This window comes from Achromobacter sp. SIMBA_011, assembly GCF_046535435.1.
In the GTDB taxonomy this organism is placed as follows: Bacteria; Pseudomonadota; Gammaproteobacteria; order Burkholderiales; family Burkholderiaceae_B; genus Achromobacter; species Achromobacter dolens.
The window spans coordinates 1-235 of sequence record NZ_JAWRWN010001241.1 but is presented as its reverse complement, the minus strand read 5'-3'; the positions used below and the strand labels follow the sequence as shown (position 1 = coordinate 235).

At 58.7% G+C, this 235-nt stretch carries 1 protein-coding gene; it reads right to left on the bottom strand.

Translation table 11 applies throughout. The features are described from left to right. On the bottom strand, nt 1-235 hold a 235-nt coding region (locus SB816_RS35020; protein ID WP_410548624.1), incomplete at both ends, for an MFS transporter.

Genomic DNA, 235 nt, shown 5'->3' with positions numbered 1-235 from the left:
CATGAAGACGGTAATATTGGGCGCCAGCATGCAGACGAGGGTGGCGACGATCATGATCGCGATGCTGGCGAGCATGACCGGTCGGCGTCCGAAGAGATCGGATAGCGGGCCGATGATGAGCTGCAGGCAGGCGGTAGCGGCGAGATAACCCGAAACGGCAAATTGCATGACCGCGTAATCGACCTCGAAATAAAGCGCCCTGGCTGCAAGCGAGGGCAGGAACACATTCATGCAC